At 65.6% G+C, this 16102-nt stretch carries 15 protein-coding genes and 1 tRNA gene; 4 read left to right on the top strand and 12 right to left on the bottom strand.

What is annotated here, in order from left to right; all coding sequences use genetic code 11:
* Window positions 1–32: 32 nt before the first annotated feature.
* The 5 genes from thrS to A3A5_RS0109245 form a co-directional block, all read right to left on the bottom strand.
* Window positions 33–1940 carry a threonine--tRNA ligase gene (thrS, locus tag A3A5_RS0109265; RefSeq protein ID WP_018310319.1) on the bottom strand — a complete coding sequence of 636 codons (1908 nt, stop codon included), beginning with the start codon at window positions 1938–1940 and terminating at the stop codon, window positions 33–35.
* 361 nt (window positions 1941–2301) lie between these two features.
* A tRNA-Val gene (locus A3A5_RS0109260) sits at window positions 2302–2378 on the bottom strand.
* Window positions 2379–2399: 21 nt separating this feature from the next.
* Window positions 2400–4619, bottom strand: coding sequence for a bifunctional (p)ppGpp synthetase/guanosine-3',5'-bis(diphosphate) 3'-pyrophosphohydrolase (locus tag A3A5_RS0109255; protein ID WP_018310318.1), 2220 nt, complete (start codon window positions 4617–4619; stop codon window positions 2400–2402).
* Window positions 4620–4634: 15 nt separating this feature from the next.
* Window positions 4635–4997 (bottom strand): RidA family protein, encoded by a 363-nt coding sequence (locus tag A3A5_RS0109250; RefSeq protein WP_018310317.1) that lies wholly within the window; start codon window positions 4995–4997, stop codon window positions 4635–4637.
* 44 nt (window positions 4998–5041) lie between these two features.
* Window positions 5042–5923: an alpha/beta fold hydrolase gene (locus A3A5_RS0109245; RefSeq protein WP_026200607.1), complete on the bottom strand. Its 882-nt coding sequence runs from the start codon at window positions 5921–5923 to the stop codon at window positions 5042–5044.
* Window positions 5924–6112: 189 nt separating this feature from the next.
* On the opposite strand from A3A5_RS0109245, the gene A3A5_RS0109240 reads away from it, so the two are divergent.
* Both A3A5_RS0109240 and A3A5_RS0109235 read left to right on the top strand, forming a co-directional pair.
* The gene (locus A3A5_RS0109240) at window positions 6113–6889 is read left to right on the top strand and encodes a 3-hydroxybutyrate dehydrogenase (protein WP_018310315.1); all 777 of its coding nucleotides are present in this window, start codon (window positions 6113–6115) and stop codon (window positions 6887–6889) included.
* A gap of 10 nt (window positions 6890–6899) precedes the next feature.
* Complete coding sequence (locus A3A5_RS0109235) at window positions 6900–7382, top strand: DUF411 domain-containing protein (RefSeq protein ID WP_018310314.1); 483 nt, start codon at window positions 6900–6902, stop codon at window positions 7380–7382.
* Window positions 7383–7460: 78 nt separating this feature from the next.
* On the opposite strand, the gene A3A5_RS0109230 is transcribed toward A3A5_RS0109235, so the two are convergent.
* Together A3A5_RS0109230 and A3A5_RS0109225 are read right to left on the bottom strand one after the other, a co-directional pair.
* On the bottom strand, window positions 7461–8099 hold the full coding sequence (locus A3A5_RS0109230; RefSeq protein WP_013956320.1) for a CoA transferase subunit B: 639 nt from the start codon (window positions 8097–8099) through the stop codon (window positions 7461–7463).
* A gap of 11 nt (window positions 8100–8110) precedes the next feature.
* A complete protein-coding gene (locus A3A5_RS0109225) occupies window positions 8111–8812 on the bottom strand; it encodes a CoA transferase subunit A (RefSeq protein ID WP_018310312.1) in 702 nt (233 codons plus the stop codon).
* A gap of 182 nt (window positions 8813–8994) precedes the next feature.
* Between A3A5_RS0109225 and A3A5_RS0109220 the strand changes: the two genes are divergently transcribed.
* Window positions 8995–9540, top strand: a complete 546-nt coding sequence (locus A3A5_RS0109220; RefSeq protein WP_018310311.1) for a LuxR C-terminal-related transcriptional regulator — start codon at window positions 8995–8997, stop codon at window positions 9538–9540.
* 15 nt (window positions 9541–9555) lie between these two features.
* Here the strand turns inward: A3A5_RS0109220 and A3A5_RS0109215 are convergent, their stop codons facing one another.
* The 5 genes from A3A5_RS0109215 to A3A5_RS0109195 all read right to left on the bottom strand — a co-directional run bounded on the left by A3A5_RS0109215 (window position 9556) and on the right by A3A5_RS0109195 (window position 14044).
* Entirely contained in the window at window positions 9556–9957 is a 402-nt protein-coding gene (locus A3A5_RS0109215) for a thioesterase family protein (protein WP_018310310.1), read from the bottom strand.
* A gap of 52 nt (window positions 9958–10009) precedes the next feature.
* Window positions 10010–11038: a DctP family TRAP transporter solute-binding subunit gene (locus A3A5_RS0109210; RefSeq protein ID WP_018310309.1), complete on the bottom strand. Its 1029-nt coding sequence runs from the start codon at window positions 11036–11038 to the stop codon at window positions 10010–10012.
* 49 nt (window positions 11039–11087) lie between these two features.
* Window positions 11088–12392 carry a TRAP transporter large permease gene (locus tag A3A5_RS0109205; protein WP_018310308.1) on the bottom strand — a complete coding sequence of 435 codons (1305 nt, stop codon included), beginning with the start codon at window positions 12390–12392 and terminating at the stop codon, window positions 11088–11090.
* A complete protein-coding gene (locus tag A3A5_RS0109200; RefSeq protein WP_018310307.1) occupies window positions 12389–12991 on the bottom strand; it encodes a TRAP transporter small permease in 603 nt (200 codons plus the stop codon). Before A3A5_RS0109200 ends, A3A5_RS0109205 begins: the two co-directional genes overlap by 4 nt.
* 267 nt (window positions 12992–13258) lie before the next feature.
* Window positions 13259–14044, bottom strand: coding sequence for an SDR family oxidoreductase (locus A3A5_RS0109195; RefSeq protein WP_018310306.1), 786 nt, complete (start codon window positions 14042–14044; stop codon window positions 13259–13261).
* A 311-nt stretch (window positions 14045–14355) separates the two neighbouring features.
* On the opposite strand from A3A5_RS0109195, the gene A3A5_RS0109190 reads away from it, so the two are divergent.
* Window positions 14356–16044: an electron transfer flavoprotein-ubiquinone oxidoreductase gene (locus A3A5_RS0109190; protein WP_018310305.1), complete on the top strand. Its 1689-nt coding sequence runs from the start codon at window positions 14356–14358 to the stop codon at window positions 16042–16044.
* Window positions 16045–16102: the final 58 nt, after the last annotated feature.

Raw genomic sequence — 16102 nt, 5'->3', positions numbered from 1 at the left:
AAGACAAAAAAACAAGCCGTGCTCACCACCCATCAGGCTTTGCTGGCGACGTCGTTTTGCAGACGCTCAACAAACGCGGAGACAGGCATCACACCCAGATCCACGTTGCCACGGGCACGCACGGCCACTTGACTGGCATCCCGCTCCTTGTCGCCCACTACCAGCAGGTAGGGAACCTTTTGAAGCGAATGCTCGCGGATTTTATACGTAATTTTCTCGTTACGCAAATCGGCCTTGGCCCTAAACCCTTGTTTTTGCAGCAATTGCACGACGCTTTCGGCGTATTCCGCCTGCGAATCCGCAATATTCATGACCACCACCTGCTCCGGGGCCAGCCAGGCCGGCAGCGCGCCGGCGTGGTTTTCCAGCAGGATGCCCAGGAAACGCTCGAACGAACCCAGGATGGCGCGGTGCAGCATCACCGGGCGCTTGCGCGAGTTGTCCTCGGAGACGTATTCGGCATCCAGGCGCTCCGGCAGCACCAGGTCAAGCTGCAGCGTGCCGCACTGCCACGAGCGGCCGATCGCGTCCTTGATGTGGTACTCGACCTTGGGGCCGTAGAAGGCACCCTCACCCGGCAGCTCCTCCCAATCCACGCCGCAGGCGCGCAGCGCCAGGCGCAGGCCCTCTTCGGCGTGATCCCAGACCTCGTCCGAGCCGGCACGCTGGTCCGGGCGCAGCGACAGCTTGACCTTCACATCCTTGAAGCCAAAGTCGTCGTAGACCGAGAACGCCAGTTCGTTGAAGGCCTTGGCCTCCGCCACGATCTGCTCTTCCGTGCAGAAGATGTGCGCATCATCCTGCACAAAGCCGCGCACGCGCATCAGCCCGTGCAGCGCGCCCGACGGCTCGTTGCGGTGGCAGGCGCCAAACTCAGCCAGGCGCAGCGGCAGGTCGCGGTACGAACGCAGACCGTGGTTGAAGATCTGCACATGGCCGGGGCAGTTCATCGGCTTGATCGCGTAGTCCCGCTTCTCCGACTCCGTGACGAACATGTTCTCCTTGTAATTCTGCCAGTGGCCGGACTTTTCCCAAAGCGAACGATCCATCACCTGCGGCGTGCGGACTTCATCGTAGCCGGCGTCCGTCAGGCGGCCGCGCATATATTGCTCGACCGCCTGCCACACCTGCCAGCCCTTCGGATGCCAGAACACCATGCCGGGCGCTTCTTCCTGCAGGTGGAACAGGTCAAGCGTCTTGCCGAGCCTGCGGTGGTCGCGCTTCTCGGCCTCTTCCAGCATGTGCAGGTAGGCTTCCTGGTCTTCCTTCTTCGCCCAGGCCGTGCCGTAGATGCGCTGGAGCATCTCGTTGTTGGCGTCGCCGCGCCAGTAGGCGCCGGCCACCTTCATCAGCTTGAAGACCTTCAGCTTGCCCGTGGACGGCACGTGCGGGCCGCGGCACAGGTCGACGAAATTGCCTTCGCGGTACAGGCCGATTTCCTGGTCAGCCGGGATCGAGCCGATGATCTCGGCCTTGTACTTCTCGCCCATCGACTCGAACAGCGCCACCGCCTCGTCGCGGTTCCACACTTCGCGCACGACCTTCTCGTCCTTGCGGGCGAGGTCCGTCATCTTCTTCTCGATGGCGGCCAGGTCTTCGGGCGTGAAGGGACGCTTGTAGGCAAAGTCGTAGTAGAAGCCGTTTTCAATCACCGGCCCGATCGTCACCTGTGCTTCCGGATAGAGCTCCTTGACGGCATAGGCCAGCAAGTGCGCCGTGGAGTGGCGGATCACGTCGACGCCATCGGCGTCCTTGTCCGTGACGATGGCCAGCCCGGCATCGCGGTCGATCTTGTAGCTCGTGTCGACCAGTTGGCCGTCCACCTTGCCGGCCAGCGCGGCCTTGGCCAGGCCGGCGCCGATGCTCTGCGCCACTTCGGCAACCGTCACCGGGCCGGGAAACTCGCGGCGGGACCCATCCGGCAGCGTGATTGCGATCATTTCGACTCTCCAGGTTCCGCCGGCTGCGCCTTGCGCATCGCCTGAGCGGATCAAACTGCATCTTGTGGCACCGGCCCCCGCATGCCTGCGGGACTGGCGATTCATTCTTTACCGCCCTGCTCTGCCGCACCGGAAAGGCGGCAGCTTATCAGGGCGCTGGCAGGCGACAGACGAAAAAAAACGCGGCCAAGGCCGCGTTTCTCTTTGTCAAACCCGATCCAACCGGGTCGAAGGCGCACCTCGACTACTGTCGCTTGCCAGCGGTAGTAGTTCGCGGTGTCATAACCATGATGCCCTTCCGTTCCGTATGGGGTTGAATCGGACTTGCCGCACTTCTTTTTACTGCTTTACTGCAATTCGTTGGTAGGCTCGATTGGACTCGAACCAACGACCCCCACCATGTCAAGGTGGTGCTCTAACCAGCTGAGCTACGAGCCTAGCGAAGCCGCAAGTATAGCATCACTTTCTTTTCGCCTGCAACACCCCCTGGACGTCTTCGATCAACTGCAGCGCGCGCTGCAGCTGCGTGGCCTCGGACACTTCGGCAGTGAACTGCATGCGCGCGACACCCTTGCTGGAGAGCGTCTTGACGCCGGTGACGTTGATCTTCTCGCGCGACAGCACTTCGGAGATATCGCGCAGCAGCCCCTGGCGATCGATCGCCTCGACATGGATATCGACCGGGTAGACCGCGGCGTGGCTCTTCTGGCCCCACTCGGTCTGGATCACCCGCTCCGGCGCGCGCCCGGCCAGTTGCTGGAAGGTGTGGCAGCTGCGCCGATGGATCGACACCCCGCGCCCCCGCGTGACAAAGCCGACGATGTCGTCCGGCGGCGCCGGCTTGCAGCAGCGCGACATCTGCGTCATCAGCGAATCCACCCCCACCACCAGCACGCCGCTCTTGGCGCCGCGCGCCACGCTGGTGGCGCGGCTCTTCTTGGTGACAGCGTCTTCCTCGCTCAGCGGCGCCTGGACCTCGCCCTCCGGGTGGCGCAGCGCATGCTCAACGTGGCGCAGGCTGAACTCGTCCTTGGCCACCGCCGCGAACAGGTCCTCCGGCGTCTTGAAGCCCAGCCGCGTGGCCAGCTCTTCCAGCTTGACCGCGGTCTTGCCTTCGCGCTGAAGCGTCTTGTCGATCAGCACGCGGCCCTGGGCGATGGTCTCCTGTGAATCGAGCGCATTGAACCAGGCCCGCACCTTGGCCCGCGCGCGGTTGCTGGCCAGGTAGCCCAGGTCCGCGTTGAGCCAGTCGCGCGACGGTCCGCCCTGCTTGACCGCGATGATCTCCACGGTCTGGCCGTTCTTCAGCGGCGTGTTCAGCGGCACCATGGTGCCGTCCACACGCGCGCCGCGGCAGCGGTGGCCGAGATCGCTGTGCAGGTAGTAGGCAAAGTCCACCGCGGTGGCGCCCTGCGGCAGCGCCACCACGCGCGCCTGCGGCGTCAGCACGTAGATGTGGTCGTCGATCGCGGCATGCTTGATCTGCTCCCACGACTCGTCATGCGCCACGCTGTGGTCGGCATCATCCTTCCACGCCAGCAGCTGGCGCAGCCAGGCTATCTTCTCGTCATAGCGCTCGCTGGCGGAAAACTGCCCGGCATAGCCGCGGCTGCCCGCCTCCTTGTAGCGCCAGTGCGCGGCCACGCCGTATTCGGCAAAGTGGTGCATCTCATGGGTGCGGATCTGCACCTCGAAGGCGCGCCCGTCATCGCCGATCACCACCGTATGCAGCGACTTGTAGCCATTGGCCTTGGGCCGCGAGATATAGTCGTCGAACTCGCGCGGGATCGGCTGCCAGATATGGTGGACGATACCCAGCACCGTGTAGCAGTCCTTGATATCGTCGACGATCACGCGGAAGGCCCGCACATCGTACAGGTCGGCAAAATCCAGTTCCTTGCCGCGCATCTTCTTCCAGATGCTGAAGATATGCTTGGGCCGCCCGCTGACCTCGGCACGGATGCCGGCGGTCGCCAGCTCGGACTGCAGCCGTTCGATGGCGCTGGAGATATAGCCTTCGCGCTCGATGCGTTTTTCATCCAGCAGCCTGGCGATGCGCTTGTAGGTATCCGGCTGCTCGAAGCGGAACGCCAGGTCCTCCAGCTCCCACTTCATCTGCCAGATGCCGAGGCGGTTCGCCAGCGGCGCGTAGATGTCCAGCGTTTCGCGCGCAACGCCGGGCAGCGGCGCCTGCTTGGTCTCGGCCAGCCAGCGCAGGGTCTGCAGCCGCGAGGCCAGGCGCACCAGCACCACGCGGATATCCTGCGCAAACGCCAGCAGCATCTTGCGCAGCGCCTCGACCTGCTCATGGCGCGCCTGCGCTTCGTTCTTCGAGGGCTCGGCATCGGGGCGGCTGCCGGCGATGGCACCGATGCGCAGCAACTGCCGCACACCGTCGACCAGCCGCGCCACCTCGTCGCCAAAGCGCGGCGCGATCTCGGCCTCGGTGCCGGGCACGAACGCCACCAGGCCGAACAGGCAGGCAGCGGCGCGCGCGGCGTCGTCGACGCGCAGGCCGTCGAGGATGCGCAGCATGCCCTGCGCGTGCGACAGCACGGTCTCGCCGGTGGGCAGCGCGACCTCGGCACCCTGCTCGCGCACGTAGGCCAGTGCGCGCTCGACCAGTTCGGCATCCGGAATGCCCGCGACCCGACCGGTCAGGTCGGTGGACGTCACCATGTCACAACGCCTGCATCAGTTGAGCGCAGCGGTCACCACCACTTCGATCAGGTAATCGGGATTGGCCAGGCGGGCTTCGACGGTGGCGCGCGGGGGCGTGTTGCCTTGCGGCACCCAGGCGTCCCAGACCTCGTTCATCTCGCCGATCTGGTCGACATTGGTCAGGAAGATCTGGCACGACAGGATGCGGGTCTTGTCGCTGCCGGCCTCGGCCAGCAGGCGCTCGATATGGCCGAGGACCTCGCGCGTCTGGCCGCGGATATCGGCCTTGGGATCGACCTCGGGCACCTGACCGGCGAGATACACCACGCCGTTATAGACCGCGTATTCGGACAACCGCTTGCCCACGTGGGCGCGCTTCAGTTCAAGGTTACTCATGACAATGCGTTGACTGATAAAAACAAGGCCGGCATGCGTTGCAGTCAGGCCCCGGTAAAGAACTGCCGGGCGATCGCAATCTGCGCCGGATCGACAAAGGTCGGGGCATGGCCCACATCGGGCACTTCCACCGAGCTCACATGCTTGCCGCGCGCCACCATTTCGGCCACGGTCTCGCGCAGCAGCAGGTCCGACTGCGCGCCGCGCACCACCAGCACCGGGCCTTCGATGGCCTCGAAGCTGCGCCAGAGCGCGGCCTCGCCGGCAGCAATGGCCTCGGGCGTGGACTTGCGGAACGGCACCGCCAGCTGCGGATCGTAATGCAAGCCCCATTCCAGGCCGTCGGTGCCCTGCACCGGCTTCAGGATGGCGGCGTTGAGCTCGCGCCACTGCTCGGGCGCATGGCGCCCGAACGATGCGCTGATGGTCTGCAGGTAGGCCAGGCCTTCCTCGAAGGTCTTGAAGCGCACCGGCAGCCCCAGGTAGGCGCCGATCCGTTCCACCGCCGAGGGCGCCAGCTTCGGGCCCACGTCGTTGAGCAGCAGCTTGCGCACCGGCGACTTCGGCAGCCCGGCCAGGCCCATGCCGATCAGCCCGCCCATCGAAGTGCCGAACCAGTCCACCTTCTCCACATTGAGCCGCGCAATCAGTGTGACCATGTCGGACACATACTGCGGCACCACGTAGCCGTTGGCATCGGCCAGCCATTCCGAGCGGCCGCGCCCGGCCATATCGGGGCAGACCACGCGGTAGTCGCCGCACAGCGCGCTGGCGACGGCGTCGAAGTCGCGGCCGGTGCGCGTCAGCCCATGCGCGCACACCAGCACGCGCGGATTGGCGGGGTCGCCCCACTCGTGGTAGGCCATGCGGTGCAGGCCCGCCGGACTGATGCACTGGACAAAACCGAGACGCGGACTGGCAGACATCTGGACTCCCTGGCGAACCGGACCGCGGACCGCAAAAAGACGGCGCTGCCGGAGGTTAAGCAAAGCTGGATTGTACGCCGCAGCGGGTACAATGCCACAGCACAGTGTCAGCGCCCGCATGCGCGGCCGCGCTCCGCCAACCCTGTGGCATTCCTTCTGTGGCATCCCTTTCTCTCGACGGAGGCTTACATGCTCAACGGCAAGACCGCACTGGTGACTGGCTCGACCAGCGGCATCGGGCTCGGCATCGCGAAAGCGCTGGCGGCCCAGGGCGCCAACATCATCGTCAATGGCTTTGGTGACGCGGACGCCGCAAAGGCAGAGATCGCGCAGGCCGGCCAGGGAATCCGGGTCGGCTACCACGGCGCCGACATGAGCAAGGCGGCCGAGATCGAAGACATGATGCGCTACGCGCAGTCCGACTTCGGCGGCGCCGACATCCTGGTCAATAACGCCGGCATCCAGCACGTGGCCGCGATCGAGGATTTCCCGCCCGAGCGCTGGGACGCAATCCTCGCCATCAACCTGACCTCTGCTTTCCACACCACCCGCCTGGCGCTGCCCGGCATGAAGCAGAAGGACTGGGGCCGCATCATCAATGTCGCCTCCACCCACGGGCTGGTGGCCTCGGCGCAGAAATCCGCCTACGTGGCGGCCAAGCACGGCATCGTCGGCTTCACCAAGGTGACCGCGCTGGAAACCGCGCAGACCGGCGTCACCGCCAACGCGATCTGCCCGGGCTGGGTGCTGACGCCACTGGTGCAGAAGCAGGTCGAAGCCCGCGCGCAGAAGGAAGGCATTCCGGTGGAACAGGCCAAGCGCGAGCTGGTGCTGGAGAAGCAGCCCTCGGGCCAGTTTGTCACGCCCGATGAGCTGGGCGCGCTGGCCGTGTTCCTGTCCTCCGAAGCGGCCCGCCAGGTCCGCGGCGCGATCTGGAACATGGACGGCGGCTGGGTCGCGCAGTAAGGAGCAAGCGATGCAACGACGCAGTTTCCTGCGCGCGCTGGCGCTGGGCGCGGCCTCGGCCGGCGCGCTGGCACCGGTGGCCGGCGCGCTGGCGCAAGCCACCAGGCCGCTTGCCATCGACGTCTACAAGAGCCCGCTGTGCGGCTGCTGCGAGGATTGGGTCAAGCACCTGCGCAGCAACGGCTTCACCGTGACGGTGCATGACGTCGAAGACACCGGCGTGTACCGGCAGCGCTTCGGCATGCCGGAACGCTTCGGCTCCTGCCATACCGGGCACATCGGCGGCTACGTCATCGAGGGCCATGTGCCGGCAGCCGATATCCGCAAGCTGCTGGCCGCAAAGCCCAAGGCCGTCGGCCTGGCCGTGCCGGGCATGCCGGTCGGTTCGCCCGGCATGGAACAGGGCCCGCGCAAGGACCCGTTCGACGTGCTGCTGGTCAAGGCCGATGGCGCCGCCTCGGTGTTTGCCAGCTATAACAAGGCGCGCGGCTGAGAGTCATATTCATGGATGGAAAAAGCCCCGCCGGTGCCAACCGGCGGGGCTTTTTCCTTTCCGGAGGCCGGCTGCCGCTTACAGCAGCGGTGCGCCGGTCTTGGCCTGGATTTCCTCGCGGCTGACGCCCGGGGCGGTTTCCACCAGCTTCAGCCCGGCCTCGGTCACGTCGATCACGCCCAGGTCGGTGATGATGCGGTTGACCACGCCCACGCCAGTCAGCGGCAGGTTGCAATCCTTCAGGATCTTGATGTCCTCGGTGCCGTCCTTCTTCTTGGCGGTGTGTTCCATCAGCACCACCACGCGGCCGACGCCAGCCACCAGGTCCATTGCGCCGCCCATGCCCTTGACCATCTTGCCCGGGATCATCCAGTTGGCCAGGTCGCCCTTCTCGCTGACCTGCATTGCACCCAGGATCGCCAGGTTGATATGGCCGCCGCGGATCATCCCGAACGAGTCCGCCGAAGAGAAGATCGACGAGCCCGGCAGCGTCGTCACGGTCTGCTTGCCGGCGTTGATCATGTCGGCGTCGACTTCGTCCTCGGTCGGGAACGGGCCGATGCCCAGCAGGCCGTTCTCGGACTGCAGCCACACTTCCATGCCTTCCGGCACCCAGTTGGCCACCAGCGTTGGCAGGCCGATGCCCAGGTTGACGTAGAAACCGTCCTGCAGCTCGGTCGCGGCGCGCGCGGCCATTTCGTCACGTGTCCATGCCATGATGGGTCTCCTCAGCTGGCCGCGCGCACGGTGCGCTGCTCGATGCGTTTCTCGGGGGTGGTGTTCAGCACCAGGCGCTTCACGAAGATGCCGGCCAGGTGGATTTCGTCCGGGTCCAGCTCGCCGGTCTCGACGATATGCTCGACCTCGGCGATGGTGACCTTGCCCGCCATGGCGCACATCGGGTTGAAGTTGCGCGCGGTGCGGCGGAACACCAGGTTGCCGGCCTTGTCGGCCTTGTATGCCTTGACCAGCGCCACGTCGGCGGTCAGCGAACGCTCCATCACGTACTGCTCGCCGTCGAATTCGCGGATTTCCTTGCCTTCGGCGACGATGGTGCCGACACCGGTCTTGGTGAAGAAGGCCGGGATGCCCGAGCCGCCGGCGCGCAGCTTTTCGGCCAGCGTGCCCTGCGGGGTGAATTCCAGCTCCAGTTCGCCCGCCAGGTACTGGCGCTCGAACTCCTTGTTCTCGCCCACGTAGGACGAGATCATCTTCCTGATCTGGCGCGTGGCCAGCAGCAGGCCCAGGCCGAAGCCATCGACGCCGGCGTTGTTGGAGATGCAGGTCAGCTGCTTGGCGCCGCTGTCGCGCAGCGCGGCAATCAGCGCCTCGGGGATGCCGCACAGGCCGAAACCGCCAACGGCGATCGTCTGGCCGTCGCGGACGACGCCTGCAAGCGCTTCTTCGGCGCTGGCGTAGACCTTGTTCATGCTTCGCTCCTTCCTCGGTGGTTCCCTGTCGCTCTTCCCGCCGCCGGGTTGTGCGGCGGGCGACGCAGGGAAATTGTAACGGTACAATCGGCAACAGGCGGGCGACAGTCGCCGCAACTCGTCCGACCGACAGCATACGCAAGCGCAGCCGGCTACGCCATTACGTAAAAATACATAAGCAGATGCCCGCCATCGACTACCAGACCGCCTTCCAGCTCGCCCCCGTGGGCCTGGTGCTGTCACGCGAACGCGTGATCGAAGACTGCAACGAGGAGGTCTGCCGCATTTTCGGCACCACGCGCGAGGCGCTGCTTGGCCAGTCGTTCCAGGTGCTTTACCCCACCGCAGACGAGTTCGAGCGCACCGGTGCGCGCATTGCGCCGATCATGGGCACGCGCGGCATGTACTCGGACGAGCGCATCATGAAGCGCGCCGGCGGGGAATTGTTCTGGTGCCATGTCACCGGGCGCGCGCTGGACCGCACGCAACCGCTGGGCGCCGGGATCTGGACTTTCGAGGACCTGTCGCAGAAGCGCCAGGTCACCGCCGAGCTGACCGCGCGCGAACGCGAGATCGCGGCGCAGCTGGTGGAGGGGAAGACCAGCAAGCAGATCGGCAAGTTGCTGGCGATCAGCCCGCGCACGGTGGACATCTACCGGGCGCGGCTGATGAAGAAGTACGGGGCCAGTACCTCGGTGGACCTGGTGCAGCGGCTGGTCAACCACTGAGCCCCGTGGCGGGCGTCAGCCCTCGATGATCGCGCGGATCTCGGCAGGCACCGGCACCGATTTCTCCTGCGTGTAATCGCACCACACCACCTTGGCCCCGCCCTCGGCCCAGACCACGTCGGGCAGGTCGGTGCGGCGGATTTCCATGCGGGTCTCGAAGCTGGTGCGGCCGAGCTGGCCGGCGTAGACACGGCACTCGATGTCGCCCGGGTAGCGCAGCTGCTTCAGGAAGGTCATATGCGCATTGATGATGACCGGGCCCTGCCCGCTCGCGTCCTTGCCGCCGCGGCCCAGCGACGCGAACCACTCGATGCGCGCCTGCTCCAGGTACTGGAAGTAGACGGTGTTGTTGACATGGCCCATGGCATCCATGTCGCCCCAGCGGATCGGCATGACCACCGTGTAGACGTGCTTCATCACAGCCTCCAAAGGAAGAGGCCCGCCGGGTCTGGCGGGCCCTCTGCGTGGCTTAGCGCTTGGCGATCGCGCCTTCGGCCTTGGTCACCAGGTCGGCGCCGATCTGCTTCTTCCACTTGTCGTAGACCTTGGCGGTGGCCTTGCGGAAGCTGTCATGCTCGGCCGGCGTCAGGTGCGTGACCTTGACGCCGTGCGCCTCCATGTCCTTCCAGGCCGGCGCGCCCGGCTCCACCAGGCCCTTGCGGGCCAACGCGATTTCCTGCTTGCCGGCATCGATGGCGGCCTGCCTGACGATCTCGCGGTCGGCCGGGGTCCAGCTTTCCCAGATCTGCTTGTTGACCACGAAGATCAGCGGGTCAGCCACGTAGCCCCAGGTGGTGACGAACTTCTGGCCCACCGTGTACAGCTTGGCGGCGGCGAACACCGACTGCGGGTTCTCCTGCCCGTCGACCGCGCCCGAGGCCATCGCCGGCTGCGCGTCGGCCCAGCTCATCTGGGTCGGGTTGGCGCCCAGCGCGTTGAAGGTCTCAATGTACAGCGGCGAACCGACCACGCGCAGCTTCATGCCCTTGAGGTCTTCCGGCTTGCGGATTTCGCGCTTGGAGTTGGACACTTCGCGGAAGCCGTTCTCGCCCCAGGCCAGCGGCACCACGCCGGCCTTTTCCAGCGTGGTGAAGAGCGACTTGCCGACTTCGCCCTGCGTGAGCGCGTCCAGCGCCTTGTAGTCGGGCATCAGGAACGGCAGCGAGAACAGGTTCAGTTCCCTGACCTGCGGCGACCAGTTGATGGTCGAGCCCACCGCCATGTCGATCACGCCCTGGCGGATCGCCGAGAATTCGCGGGTCTGGTCGCCGGCCACCAGCGAGGTGCCCGGGTACAGCTTGATATTGATGCGGCCGCTGGTGCGTTGCTTCACCAAGTCGGCCCAGATCTCGCCGCCCTTGCCCCACGGGAAGGCCGGGCCGAGCACCAGCGACATCTTGTACTCGGACTTGTAGGTCTGGGCCATCGCGCCGGCGGGGGCGAAGGCGGAAGCGGCAATGGCGGCAGCCGTTGCGAGCATCAGGGCACGACGTTTCATTTCATCTCCTCTCGGGAAAGCATCAATTCTTGTTTGTGAATGCGGAACATCAGTAGCCGAGGTACTCCGGCAGCCAGGTCGCCAGCGGCGGATAGGCCAGCACCATCAGCATGGCGATAAACATCGCCAGCAGCATCCAGATCACCCAGGGCACGGTCTCTTCCATGCGCACGCGGGCAATCCGGCACGACACCATCAGGTTCACGGCCAGCGGCGGCGTGAACTGGCCCAGCGCCACCTTCAGCGTCAGCACCACGCCGAACCACACCGGGTTCCAGTGGAAGGCATTGGCGATCGGCAGCAGCAGCGGCACGAAGATCAGGAAGATCGAGATGCCGTCCAGGAACATGCCCACCGTCATCAGCAGCAGCACGATCAGCGCCAGCACGCCATACTCGCCCAGGCCGGAATTGGAAATGGCATGCGCGAGCGGGTCGATCACGCCCAGCGTCGACAGCGCATAGGCAAAGATGCCGGCCAGCGCCACCACCAGCAGGATCACCGCCGAGGTCTCGGCCGCCTCCTGGAAAATGGTGAACAGGTCGCGCATGCCGATGCTGCGGTACACCACCATGCCGACAAAGAGGCCGTAGACCACCGCCACCACCGCGGCCTCGGTCGGCGTGAACCAGCCGGCGCGCATGCCGCCCAGGATCAGGAACGGCGCCACCAGGCCCCACGCGGCCTCGCGCAGGCTCTTCCAGAACGGCGGGCGCGGCAGCCCGGCCTCGATCGCGCCCATGTTGTGCTTGCGCGCCAGCCACACCGCCGGAACGATCAGCGCGACCCCGGCCAGCACACCCGGGATCATGCCGGCCGCGAACAGCGCCGGCACGGACGCGCCGGGCACCAGCACGCTGTAGATGATGAAGGCCACCGAGGGCGGGATCAGGATGTCGGTCGCGGCGGCCGCGCCGACCACGGCGGCGCTGTATGAGCCGGGATAGCCGGCGCGCGACATCGCCGCGATCATCACGCCCCCCACCGCGGCCGCGTTGGCCGGGCCGGAGCCTGAGATGCCGCCGAGGAACATCGCCACCAGGATCGCCACCAGCGGCAGCATGCCCGGGCCGCGGCCAACGATGGCGATGGCAAAGGTCACCAGCCGCTGCGCCACGCCGGAGCGGTCGAAGATCGACCCCACCAGCACGAACATCGGGATCGCCAGCAGCGGATACTTGGCCAGCCCCGCATAGAAGTTCTGCGGCACGGCCAGCAGGCCGAACATCTGGGTGTCGAGATTGGACAGGCCGATGGCAACCAGGCCACCCAGGCCCAGCGACACGCCGATGGGCACGCCCAGCAGCATCAGGCCGATAAAGACCACGAACAGGATAATGGCGACTAGAGTCACTGCGTCGCCTCCGTCGTGCCTGCCCTGGCTGCATGCAGCGCCTTGAGCGCGCGCACGTTGCGCAGCACCAGCCCCAGCGCACGCAGCGCGATGCCGGCCGACAGCACCGGCAGCCAGACCGAGTACCACCAGCTTGGCACGCCGATGCCCGGCGAGGTCTCGCCAAAGGTGTATTCGTCCCAGGTGATGCGCGCGCCCAGCACCGCCAGCGCGATGAACATCACCGCCACGCCCAGCGCCGACAGGATCGCCAGGCGCCGCTGCCGGGCCGCGCTGCCGCGCTCGAAGAAGAATTCGATGCGGATATTGCGGTCGCGCGCCACCGCCGCGCTGCCGGCGACCAGCGCCAGCACGATCATCAGGAAGACCGAGAACTCCTCGGTCCAGGCAAACGACTCATCGGTGAAATAGCGGACCACCACGTTGGCGAAGGTAATGCCGACCAGCAGCACCATCACGATCACGCCAATCCAGTCCTCGAGGCGGGGCGATACCCGGAATTCAGCGTCCTGCGCTTCGTCGGCGGCCTGCGGGATCACCGCGGAATCGACGACGTGTTGCGGCACGGCGTTGCGCCGTGCCTCTTCTTGTTGCTCCATCTCCCCGGCCTCCGGTCCGGGCCGCTCGGGCCATGCGGCCACCGCGGCGTTTTTTTACTTGTATGTAAAGACTTAATCTGCAGACATGGCGGATTATGCCAAGACTGGCCCGCCACGCACGAATTTTCTGATGTTGAATGTGTGCTGAGGACGGCGCACCCAAGGGGGACCGGATAAGCCCCGGGTGTGCAATCCGGCATCTCGCGGCGCTTTTGGCGCCCAGCCGGAATGCAGGGAGCCTTGCGCCCCCGGTCAGCGATCAGGCGGTCAGACCATGCCGTCGTCGGCGGTGATGACAGCCCCATTGATGAATTGCGACTGGTCGGATGCCAGCAGCAGCAACAGGCCGTCGAGGTCTTCTGGCTTGCCCAGGCGCTTGCGCGGCAGCATCTGGATCAGCTTCTGCCCCGCGTCCGAGTCCCAGTGGTGGTGGTTGATATCGGTGTCGATATAGCCCGGGCAGATGGCGTTGGTATTGATGCCGTGGCGCGCCCATTCCAGCGCCATGGCCTTGGTCATGTGCACCACAGCCGCCTTGCTCATGCAATAGACACCGATCTGCGACAGCACCTTGAGCCCGGCCACCGAGGCGATATTGACGATGCGCGCCTGCGGCAGCGGGCTGCCGTTGCGCTCGGCGCCCTTGGCGCGCGCGATCATGCGCTTGGCCACTTCCTGGGCGACGAAGAAGGCGCCGCGGGTATTGGTGTCGAAGACGAAATCGAAATCGTCGGCGGTCACATCGGTCAGCTTCTGCGTGGTCGACACGCCGGAGTTGTTGACCAGGATGTCGATCGAGCCCGCCTCCGTCTCGGCATGCGCCACCGCGGCGCGGATGCTGTCCGGGTCGGTGACGTCCAGGCGTACCACATGGGCGCTGCCGCCCTCGGCCTCGATCGCGGCGCGCAGTTCCTTGAGCCGCTCGGTGCGGCGCGAGGCCAGCACCACCTTGGCGCCGGCGGCGGCCAGCACCGTGGCGAATCGCGAGCCCAGCCCGCTTGAAGCGCCGGTGACCAGCGCGACCTTGCCTTCCAGATTGATCGACAAACCCATGATTACCTCTTGTGCGGGAGCTCCTCCGGCCTGTTCGGGAGCAGAAGGCAGCATATCAAAAAAAAGAACGACCGTTCCAAAAAAATCCTTGCCTGTGGGTGGCGAGTCCCGGACAATGCCGGAGATTCTAAGAACTTGGCCAGCAAAGGGAAAGAGGGAAAACGCGTGATCCCGGCGTCTTTGGATCCCAAATCGCTGCCAACTCACCCACCCGCGGTTCCCGTCCGCGCGCAGGCCCGGTTCTCGGCAAAACGATCACCGCATTTCCCACAATTGCAAGCAAGCAGCAAAGAAACAGAGGGTTAGAGACAATGGATCAGCAACAGCTCCTGGAGCAGTTCGGCCCGCGCGAAGCGATGGAATACGACGTGGTCATCGTCGGCGGCGGCCCCGCCGGCCTGGCCACCGCCATCCGCCTGAAGCAACTCGCGCAGGAGAAAGGCGCCGACGTCAACGTGTGCGTACTGGAAAAGGGCTCCGAGCCCGGCGCCCACATTCTGTCAGGCGCCATTATGGATCCGCGCGCCCTCAATGAGCTGATCCCGAACTGGAAGGAACTGGGCGCGCCGCTGAACCAGGCGGTCACCGAAGACAAGTTCCTGTTCCTGAACGAGTCCGGCTCCAAGGGCACGCCGCCCGCGCTGCTGCCCGAGTGCTTCCACAACGAAGGCAACTACATCATCAGCCTGTCGAACTTCGTGCGCTGGCTGGGCCAGCAGGCCGAGGCGCTGGGCGTTGAAATCTTCCCTGGCTTCCCCGCCGCCGAAGTGCTCTACAACGAAGACGGCTCGGTCAAGGGCGTGGCCACCGGCAATATGGGCATCAACAAGGAAGGCGAGCCCACCGAGAACTTCCAGCTGGGCATGGAGCTGCATGCCAAGTACACCATCTTCGCCGAAGGCGCGCGCGGCCACCTGGGCAAGCAGCTGATCGAGAAATTCGGCCTCGACACCGGCAAGGATCCGCAGAGCTACGGCATCGGCCTGAAGGAACTGTGGGAGATCGACCCGGCCAAGCACAAGCCCGGCCTGGTGGTGCACACCGCCGGCTGGCCGCTGGACCCTGCCACCTACGGCGGCTCGTTCCTGTACCACATGGAAGACAACAAGGTCGCGGTCGGCTTTGTGGTCGGCCTGGACTACACCAACCCGTGGCTGTCGCCGTTCGAGGAATTCCAGCGTTTCAAGACGCACCCGGAAATCCGCCAGTACTTCGAGGGCGGCAAGCGCCTCTCCTACGGCGCGCGCGCCATCACCGCCGGCGGCCTGCTGTCGCTGCCCAAGACCGTGTTCCCGGGCGGCGCGCTGGTCGGCTGCGACGCTGGCTACCTGAATGCGTCGCGCATCAAGGGCAGCCACGCCGCCATCAAGACCGGCATGATGGCCGCCGAGGCCGCCTATGACGCGCTGCAGTCCGGCCGCCAGCACGACGAGCTGGCCGCCTACCCGGCTGCGTTCGAGCAGAGCTGGCTGCACAAGGAACTGCTGCAGGCCAAGAATTTCAAGCAGTGGTTCAAGAAGGGCCGCACCACCGCCACGCTGATGACCGGCATCGAGCAATGGCTGCTGCCCAAGCTGGGCATCCGCAACCCGCCGTGGACCATCCACCGCGTGAAGCCGGACCATGTGTACCTGAAGCCCGCGGCCGAGTGCCAGAAGATCGAGTACCCGAAGCCGGACGGCAAGCTGACCTTCGACCGCCTCAGCTCGGTGTTCATCAGCAACACCAACCATGAAGAGAACCAGCCGGCGCACCTGACGCTCAAGGATGCCAGCGTGCCGGTCAACATCAACTGGGACAAGTACGCCGGCCCCGAGTCGCGCTACTGCCCGGCAGGTGTGTATGAGTTCGTGCAAGATGAGACGTCGGGCAAGGAACGCCTGCAGATCAACGCGCAGAACTGCGTGCACTGCAAGACCTGCGATATCAAGGATCCGACCCAGAACATCGTCTGGGTGACGCCGGAAGGCGGCGGCGGTCCGAACTACGTCGGGATGTAAGGCGGCCGCGCCAGCGGCTGACATGTGAAGACGGCACCGGAAACCCGGTGCCGTTTTT

It is taken from the genome of Cupriavidus sp. UYPR2.512, assembly GCF_000379565.1.
Classification (GTDB): Bacteria; Pseudomonadota; Gammaproteobacteria; order Burkholderiales; family Burkholderiaceae; genus Cupriavidus.
The sequence above is the reverse complement of the archived record's forward strand: the minus strand, read 5'-3'. Positions and strand labels throughout refer to the sequence as shown.